This window comes from Burkholderia sp. Bp8963 (genome assembly GCF_003854275.1).
In the GTDB taxonomy this organism is placed as follows: Bacteria; Pseudomonadota; Gammaproteobacteria; order Burkholderiales; family Burkholderiaceae; genus Burkholderia.
Map to the genome: position 1 here is coordinate 22,602 of NZ_QTQP01000071.1, position 8,701 is coordinate 31,302.

Annotated in this window: 6 protein-coding genes and 1 pseudogene; 3 read left to right on the plus strand and 4 right to left on the minus strand. The window is 62.7% G+C overall.

Features of this window, described 5'->3' with window-relative positions; all coding sequences use genetic code 11:
• The first annotated feature begins 6 nt into the window (after positions 1-6).
• Both DID96_RS34030 and DID96_RS34035 read left to right on the plus strand, forming a co-directional pair.
• On the plus strand, positions 7-513 hold the full coding sequence (locus tag DID96_RS34030) for an acetone carboxylase subunit gamma (RefSeq protein ID WP_124603579.1): 507 nt from the start codon (positions 7-9) through the stop codon (positions 511-513).
• Positions 514-890: 377 nt separating this feature from the next.
• Positions 891-2,918: a sigma-54-dependent Fis family transcriptional regulator gene (locus DID96_RS34035; RefSeq protein ID WP_260464120.1), complete on the plus strand. Its 2,028-nt coding sequence runs from the start codon at positions 891-893 to the stop codon at positions 2,916-2,918.
• A 393-nt stretch (positions 2,919-3,311) separates the two neighbouring features.
• Here the strand turns inward: DID96_RS34035 and DID96_RS34040 are convergent, their stop codons facing one another.
• The 3 genes from DID96_RS34040 to DID96_RS39240 form a co-directional block, all read right to left on the minus strand.
• Positions 3,312-4,973, minus strand: coding sequence for a Na/Pi cotransporter family protein (locus DID96_RS34040; protein ID WP_124603580.1), 1,662 nt, complete (start codon positions 4,971-4,973; stop codon positions 3,312-3,314).
• 116 nt (positions 4,974-5,089) lie between these two features.
• Positions 5,090-5,461, minus strand: a complete 372-nt coding sequence (locus DID96_RS34045; RefSeq protein ID WP_124603581.1) for a PhoU domain-containing protein — start codon at positions 5,459-5,461, stop codon at positions 5,090-5,092.
• An 81-nt stretch (positions 5,462-5,542) separates the two neighbouring features.
• The gene (locus DID96_RS39240) at positions 5,543-5,953 is read right to left on the minus strand and encodes a hypothetical protein (protein ID WP_260464121.1); all 411 of its coding nucleotides are present in this window, start codon (positions 5,951-5,953) and stop codon (positions 5,543-5,545) included.
• Positions 5,954-6,359: 406 nt separating this feature from the next.
• On the opposite strand from DID96_RS39240, the gene DID96_RS34055 reads away from it, so the two are divergent.
• A complete protein-coding gene (locus DID96_RS34055; RefSeq protein WP_124603582.1) occupies positions 6,360-8,432 on the plus strand; it encodes a Na/Pi cotransporter family protein in 2,073 nt (690 codons plus the stop codon).
• 152 nt (positions 8,433-8,584) lie between these two features.
• Here DID96_RS34055 and DID96_RS34060 read toward each other — a convergent pair.
• Positions 8,585-8,701, minus strand: a pseudogene (locus tag DID96_RS34060) (IS5/IS1182 family transposase); the annotation flags it as partial.

An 8,701-nucleotide genomic window follows, 5' to 3' on the forward strand; every position in this document is an offset into this window, starting at 1 on the left:
GTGGAGATGTCTACTTACACCAGAGATCAGATCCGGAACATGGTCGACGGCAAGCTCGACTGGGACACCACGTTGCGCATGCTGTCGATGCCGAAGGACGGCGAGCGCTTCCAGATGTATGTCGATGCGCTGCAGCAAAAGCTCGGCTGGCAGGACCGCATCGTGCTGCCGCTCGGTCCGCATCTGTACATCGTGCAGCAAAAGGCCACGAAGAAATGGGTCACGCAATGCGATTGCGGCCACGTGTTCTGCGATTACCGCGAGAACTGGAAGCTGCATGCAAGCATTTTCGTGCGCGACTCGGAAGAGGAGATGGACGAGGTCTATCCGCGGCTGATGGCGCCCGACACGCAGTGGCAGGTGTACCGCGAGTACTACTGCCCGACGTGCGGCGCGATGCATGACGTCGAGGCGCCGACGCCGTGGTACCCGGTCATTCACGACTTCGAGCCCGACATCGATGCGTTCTACGCCGAATGGGTGAAGCTGCCGATTCCGGAGCGGGCGGAATGATCTGAGGTTCGATGCCGTTGTCGAGGCTGCGTTGTCGAGGCCGATCCTGCCGGCCTCGCTTCGGCATCGCGTCTGGAAACCAGTCTGCAAGCGTTCGATTTCCGGCCGTTCGATTTTCGAACGGCCGGTTTGTTTTCGGTCGCCGTTACGAGTCGATGTGCACGACGTGCGCCGGGCCGCGCATTCGATCGCCGCGAACGAACCCTGGCGCGCACCTTGCTTGCCTGTGACTTGCCGCGGGTCCGCCGCCCGTGGCGGATCGGAGTAGGATAGGCGAACGCTCGTCGCCCGCTACGACCGAGCGATTCCAAACGTCAGGAAAGGGCCGCCACGACGGCCCCACGGTTCGCGCCCCACCGGACCGTCAGGAGACACTCATGCAACACAGAGGCACGCCGATGGACTGGTTTCCCAGTCCGCAGCATGACGCCAGCATCATGACCGCCTGGGAAAATCTGGTGACGGGAAGCGACTGGCGCTCGCCCGACGTGCGTGGCGTCGTCGACGATTCGTGGCAGCGATGCGTGGTTGGCCACGTCGATCCGGGCGTGCATCACGCGCCGCCGCCGCTCGACGAAGACCGCCTCGTGCAGTGGCGCATGTCGAATGCCCACCTGATCGATGCCAGCCTGCCGCTGATGCAGCACACGCGGGATTTCCTCGCGCAGACGGGCACGGTGATGCTGCTGGCCGATCCGGGCGGGATGATCCTCCAGCAGGAAGGCGACATGCGGATCGTCGAGCCCGCGCGCGAAGTCGGGCTCATTCCGGGCTGCGACTGGACCGAACTGAATTGCGGCACCAATGCGATCGGCACGGCGCTCGCGCTCAGGCAGCCGGTCCAGATCCACGGCGCCGAGCACTTCTGCGCGGGCATCAAGCGCTGGACCTGCTCGGCCACCGTGATCCAGGATCCGCGAGACGGGCACGTGCTGGGCGTGATCGATGTGTCGGGGCTCGCCGACACCTACAACCAGTACAGCCTCGCGCTTGCCGTGTCGCTCGCGGGCCGCATCGAAAGCCGGCTGGCGAAGGAAGGCATGGCGCGCCGGATGCGCCTGCTCGACCGTTGCGCATCGCGTTTCGGTGCGTCGCCCACCGACGCGGTGCTCGTCGTCGACGAAGATGGTCGGCTCGTCAAGGCGAATGCGCAAGTCGTCCCCGTGCTGCGCCGGCTCGGCTTCGATGTCCGGCTCGACGCCGGTTTCGTGTTGTCCGGTCTCGCGCTGCGCGGCGACGTCGTCATTTCCGCGGATGCGCCGGCGTGGCTGCGCTACGGCCATATCGAGGCCGTGCGCGAGGGCGCGGACGTGCTCGGCTACCTGATCGTGATGGCCGGAGTCGCGAACCCGCGCGGGGCCGTTCCGGTTGCGCGAGGGCGGGAGCGGCAAGGCGGCCCGCAGCACGCGTTCGAACGCATCGTTGGCGTCAGCACCGTGTTGCGCGCGGCCGTCGGCAGGGCTCGCCAGCTCGCGCCGTCCCGGGTGCCCGTGCTGCTGCTCGGCGAAACCGGCGTTGGCAAGGAGCTGTTCGCGCAGGGCATTCATCAGGCAAGCGATCGCGCCGACGGTCCGTTCGTCGCGCTCAACTGCGGCGGGCTATCGAGGGATCTGCTCGCCAGCGAACTCTTCGGTTACGCGGAAGGCGCGTTCACCGGCGCGCGCAAGTCCGGTGCGGCGGGCAAGATCGAGGCCGCCGATGGTGGCACGCTGTTCCTCGACGAGATCGGCGAGATGCCGCTCGATATTCAGCCGCATCTGCTGCGCGTGCTGGAAGAGAACGAGATCTATCGTCTCGGCGAGAATGCGCCGCGCAAGGTGAACTTCCGGCTGGTCGCGGCGACGCACCGCGCGCTCAAGGATGCCGTCGCGAAGGGCGCGTTTCGCATGGATCTGTATTACCGGATTGCGGTGACGACCGTGTCGATTCCGAGCTTGCGCGAGCGGCGCGAGGATCTGCCGGCGCTCATCGCGCATTGGCTCGCGCATCTGTGCGAGTGTTACGGCCTGCCGCCGAGGTCGTTCGATGACGAAGCGTACGCGCACCTGCTGAACTATTCGTGGCCCGGCAACGTGCGCGAGTTGCGCAACGCAATCGAAGGTTCGCTGCTGCTGTCCGATGGTCCGACGATCACGATCGACACGCTTCCCGCCGAGATCGGCGCTGCCGCGCCAGGCGACGTGTGCGCCGTGCCACCTGTTGCGGGCTTGCCGGTGGCGGCCGCCGGGGAGTCGTTGAAGACGGCCGAGGCGGAGTCCATTCGCCGCGCGCTCGCACGTCATTCCGGCAACCTGACGAAGGCGGCCGGCCAGCTCGGCATCGCCAAGAGCACCCTCTACGAAAAGATCCGAAAATATCAGTTGCTCGACGCGGTCAGCGATGTCCGCAAGCGTGGCCCGATGTGAGTTGCGTCGAAACCTCCGGCTGCTGCTACGTACCGATCTAGCATCGCTGTGTTGGTGTTGTCGGTTTGCCGAAGAGTCAATCGTCGTAACAATAGACGGATGGACTTCGGCCGCGAAATAAAAACGTTTGCTGTGGGTTAACTCTCGTACGTGCATACTTATAGAGTAGGTACTCTACATTGCACGCCTGAAAGGGCGTCCTCGTGCAAGAGCCTTGGCCCGCTTCATGCGGGTTCTTTTTTGGCAGGAACAAACCACTTCTCGCGCAGATCTTCCGCACGTAGCGGCCGTTGATAGCGATACCCTTGCGCGTATCGAACACCGATCTCACGTCACGCGTTGCGCTGTGCCACGAACTGACGATCGATTTTTACGTAGTCGAACATGTCGGTACTACATCTCATCCGCGGCAATCCGGCTGGGCAGCAAGGATCCGGTGCGCTCAAGAATCGGATAGGCGGCCGCGGCCACGATATGCGAGTTGATGAGCGTCATGTCGCGGAGCAGATCGAGATGCAGCGCGCTCGTCTGGGCCGTATCGATGCGCCCGGAGCGCAGCCGGTCAAAGTGTGCCGCCGTCGCAGTCGATTCCGCCTCCCGGAAGACCACTTTCTCGTCAGCCAGCATGCGTGCGGTACGTGGATCCTCGGTCATGAACAGCGACGCTGCCGTGCGCAGATTGGCCGTCAGGCGGTCCAGCATGTCCAGTAGTTCGGCTTCCCCTTCTTTCGAGAACGCGAGCCCGCGCTTCAATCGCTTGCTTGCATGCGGGAGCAGGTTCAAATCCACCACGTCGCCGGCCTGCTCGAGGTTGATGACGAAGGTCAGGATTTCGTGCAAACGCCGATGATCGTTTTCAGCGAGTTGCTCGGGGTCAAGCGACGTCAGGTAGGTCTTGATCGCGGTATTCAGGCTGTCCAGGATGTCGTCGCGCTGGCGGGTCTCCGCAATCAGCTTACGGTCACCGTCCACCAGGACTGCACGGGCGCCAGCCAGCATCTCGCTGAGCACATCAGCCAGTCGAAGTGCCTCACGTGCCGCGTTGCCGAGCGCCACCATCGGAATTTGCTGCGCGGCCGGATCCAGGTACAGTGGCCGCGACGGATCGGTGGGGTCCGCACGCTGCGGCAGCAACCGCCCTAACAGTCCCGCAAATGGCGTGAGGATTGGCAGGAAAAGACAGGCAAGAATCAGGTTGAACAGCGTATGAAAATCGGCCACCACCCGCGCATTGTCCGGCTCGATCGCAACCATGAAACGGCCGATCGGGTCCAACGCCGCGAGCGCCAGCACGACGCCCGCTACCCGCGAGAGCAGGTTGCCAATCGGCAAGCGCTTCGATGCGGGGTCGGTGGCTACCGTCCCCTCCAGCACCGGGTTGATAGCGGTGCCGAGGTTCGCACCCAGCACCAGTGCAAATGCGGTATCAGGCGGCACCACGTTTTGCGCACACAGCGACATGATGAGCAGAACGATCGCGACGCTCGAATGTGCGGCCCAGGTCAGCCCCGCCGCCAGCAGCACATCCACCAGCGGCACAGTCGATGCGACACCCAGCAGCATGCGGAAACTGGGCGCATCCTCGTAGTCCGTCATCAGGCCAAGCAACTGGTGCAGCGCGAGCAGCATCAGGCCCAGGCCGATCAGCACGCGGCCCAGGTCATGTGCACGCGTGTTCGACACCTTGCGGAACATCAGCACACCAACGAGTATCAGCGCGGGCGAGACCGCCGCAACATCGAACGACAGCACCTGCACGATCAGTGTCGTGCCGACACTTGCGCCGAGCATGACAGCAAGCGCAGGGACCAGTCCGACATGCCCGCCTGCAGCAAAGCCAGCCGTCATGAGCCCGGTCGCCGTACTGCTCTGCAATACCGCGGTGACACCCAGTCCAGCCAGGAAGGCGCGCAGTCGTCCGTGCAGAGCCCGTCCGAGCAGTGAGCGTAGACCGGCACCGAAGGCGCGCTGGATGCCTGTCTGAACCATATGGGTGCCCCACAGCAGCAGCGCAACGGATCCAGCCAGATCGATAAACGTGAACGTAAATGTCATGATCCAGAGCCCTCAATGCCGCGCGATTGCTCATATGACGTTCACCATGGGCGTGCCAGGTATACCGGCCCGTGAGTGCTTACGGGCCTTGTTCGGTGTTCCTCGCTGCCCGGTGCTCAATCACGCAGGGCTTCACGCTCGAGTTGCTCCCGGGAAAGGTGGCGTACGTCCGTGCCCTTGGCGACGTAAATGACGCGTTCCGCCAGATTCGTTGCATGGTCCCCGATACGCTCGATGGCCGACGCGATGGACAGATAGTCCAGCGCAGAAGCGATGATGTTGCCGCACTCCGCATCAATTTCGACTTCCATCGCATTGAGTCGATGCTCCACGGCAATGACCTTATCGACCAACGCCAGGTCAAAGCGGCCGAGGGCCTGCATCGCATTGGTCAATTGTGACTCAACGAGCCCGCCCATCTCGAGTACCTTGAACGAAGCGTGGTGAAGGTCGGTGTCGAATTGGCCGGTTATGTGTTTGTCAGTCACGAGAATATCCCCCTTAACCGAAACCAGGAGCCGGGTGGATGCACTTCGTCAGCCGCCTGCCTGCGCGAACACAAGACCGGCCTAATGAGATCTTGGTGGCCGACCAGTCCTGACTCTTTCGACCGCCGACACGGCTGCAAGCAGGTGTTTCTTGGGCACGGACGCCAGCAGAATCAGGCCGGCCCGAAGCAGCTCACCCTTTTTCACCGATACGCCCGCATCGAGACACCGCTGGATCAGCAACGTGATTTTTTCGTAGTCCGATCGCGGCATCGTGAAGGTGTCGCGTACAACCTTCTCCTTCTTCAGGCGCTCCTTGCCCTGCGGAGCATTGTCCGCGGCATCTACCTCAATACGCGCGGTTCGCCTCTTTCCCGCCTTCGCTGGAGCGGATTGCCTCTCGGCAGCGGATTCCGGTATTTCCCCGTCGCAAGCACGCTTGCGCGACGACGGGGCTTCCCGGCCTTTTTCTGTGGTGGCCCGGTGCGTCATAGTTGCTCGCAATCTTGACAATACTGTACAAACAGTATAGTGATTTTTTGCGCGAAATGAATTCGGCCGTGGTCTGTACGGGGCAGGTCCGCCTTGCGGCAAAGCGTTTCAATTCTGAAACGCATTCGGTTGATTTTGCCATCCTCACTACCTGATTAACTTCGCATATCCCCGCAAAGCAATGAAATACCTAAGCAGGAACGATGCTTGCGTGACGAGCGCTGTCGACGACGCGCGACCAAACCTACTGGACCATTAGAGTATGTTTCTCCTGCGGGTGAGTTTTCTTCGCGGCAACAACATGCAGTCGGACTCACGTGTCCTTGAGGAACGTCGGCGCGTGCGAGTGGACGGCGGTACAAAGTAAGTTGCAATTGCAACCGGCCGGCGTCGGGGACCCGGAATCATGACATTCACGTTCACGCTGATCGATCTCGCTGGCTCGATTGCGCTGGTGCTGCTCGGCACGCAGATGCTTCAGACCGGCATGCAGCGCGCATTCGGCGCCGGCTTGCGGTCGCTGCTGGAAAGGGCACTTTACGGGCGACTCCCTGCCTTCTTCGGCGGGTTGGGCGTCACGGCGGTGCTGCAGAGCAGTGCGACGACCGCCGTCATGACGGGGGAATTCACCGCGCAGGCGCGTGTCGGCCTTGTCCCGGCGCTGGCCGTCATGCTCGGTGCGAACGTGGGTACGACGTTGATCGTGCAAGCGCTGTCGTTTGAGGTCGACAGTGTGTCGCCTGCGCTGATACTCGTTGGCGTGCTGATGTTCCGCAAGGTATCGAACACGCGCGCACATGAGTTGGGGCGCATGTTCATTGGTCTGGGCCTGCTGCTGCTTGCACTGCACCACCTGCAGCAGGTGATGACAGACTACGAGGATGCGCCGAGCCTTCGGATGCTGCTGGGCGACGCATCGACCGTGCCGCTGATCGACGTCTTGCTGGCAGCTGGCCTGACCTGGGCCGCCGATTCGAACGTGGCAATCGTTCTCCTGATCATGTCGCTCGGCGCGCAGAACGTCGTTCCGCCCGATACCGCCTTCGCACTCGTGATGGGGGCGAACCTGGGTGCTGCCATCCACCCCGTGCTGGAAGGGACGGCAACGCACGATCCGGCGTCCAGGCGCGGGCCGGTCGGCAATCTGCTCATTCTGTCGGCCGGCGTGGTGATTGCGCTTGCAGCACTCACGCCGATCGGCTGCGTGATGGTGAGGATCGAACCGGACAATGGGCGGGTGGTGGCGGATTTTCATACACTGTTCAACCTGTCACTGGCCTGCCTGTTCTTGCCGCTGCTGACCCCGTACGCAGACCTGTTGAACCGGCTGCTTCCTTCGCTCGTGAAGGTCTCGGACGCGCCGCGATCGCAGTACATTGATCCGCACGCGGCGCCGATGCCCGAGTTGGCACCTGATACGGCGGCCCACGATGTGCTTCCCGTCGTCGATACGCAATTCGGGATGCGCTCGCGAGCCCGTGCTGCATCGATCGGCCGTGCCGGAATGCCTTTAACGGATGCCCGTGCCCACGACGACGTTCTCGATAACGTCAGGATTGCGCCCCGGACACCCCTGGCATTTCCCGATGCCGGGCAACGTGCTGGCTACGATGGACGGCGCGGGCATGAAGGCCATGACTCGCTACAGGAGGGCGTGCAAGATCGCATCGAAATCCGGGAGTGCGCCGGCCATGCGCTCGAGCAGATCGCTGCCGATGGCAACGTGCAGGCGTACTACCCGGCGAAGTCGCTATGGCTGACGCTGCAGGATATCCAGGTTGTCAGGCGACTGGAGTCAGCAGGCGGGGCAACTCATTCGACGCTTGCGACCTATGTCCAGGGCACGGCGAGTCTGGACGATTGCTGTTTGTCGATCATTGGCGAAGGGCAGACCAACACGCGCACGGTACACATCACCTTCGCGGCTCGTGAGGTCGGCGTGACAGAACGGCGAGGTCTTCGTGAATTGCAGGACGAACTGGGCATCGCCTTTTCGGACGATCCGCTTGGCACGGCAAGGCTCGGCTACAACGAGTCCGATGATGAGATGCAGGAACCGGCTCAGTGGTGGGCATGGTGCGACGTGCCGGCGAGCAGCATGCAGGCGCTTGCCGACGGCGTTGAGGCGGGGCAGGTCACCGCTGTCAAGGCGGGGCTGTGTCTGCGGGGCGTCTACACGTCGATTCCGTCAGGTGCTGCGCCGGCTGGTGGATTCCACGCGTTCCTGAGACCCGGCAAGGATGGCAGCACACTGGAGGCGCCGGCAACTGCCAGCGGCTATGTCGTATATCTCGCCATCGATCTCCCTAAAGTCAGCCTGCCGGGAGATGGCAGCTTAGCGCCGGTGCCTGTGTGCACGGACGACAGGAATCCCGTCGGGATACTGACGGAAAAGCTCGACAAGGTGTTCACCGGCTTGAAGTGGCTCACTGCGCTGGTCGCGATCCTGGTTGTCGTGCTTGTGATCAAGGGGCGGTGACCACCTCGGTGGAGCCCAGGTCCGCTGTCAAGTTCTGACCGATTCAACCAACCGCTCCAGGTCACCGCACCGCTTACCAAATGTGCGGGAAGCCCCGGAGTTCAATCCGGGGTCGAGAGCACGGACGCCGCGGGCGTCCTTTAGAGACGGATTCAAAAAGGCTGCTCCGTCCGTCTGAAGATGTTCCAGCAGACGAGGCAGCAACCGAGTTTGAGAAATGCTTCGTGAATGTCGGCCCGACGTTCAAAGCGAATGCGAAGACGACGGAA

Bases quoted from the DNA above. Each gene is read 5' to 3' on its own strand.
- DID96_RS34030 (WP_124603579.1), top strand. From the start codon at position 7: ATGTCTACTTACACCAGAGATCAGATCCGGAACATGGTCGACGGCAAG.
- DID96_RS34035 (WP_260464120.1), top strand. From the start codon at position 891: ATGCAACACAGAGGCACGCCGATGGACTGGTTTCCCAGTCCGCAGCAT.
- DID96_RS34040 (WP_124603580.1), bottom strand. From the start codon at position 4,973: ATGACATTTACGTTCACGTTTATCGATCTGGCTGGATCCGTTGCGCTG.
- DID96_RS39240 (WP_260464121.1), bottom strand. From the start codon at position 5,953: ATGACGCACCGGGCCACCACAGAAAAAGGCCGGGAAGCCCCGTCGTCG.
- DID96_RS34055 (WP_124603582.1), top strand. From the start codon at position 6,360: ATGACATTCACGTTCACGCTGATCGATCTCGCTGGCTCGATTGCGCTG.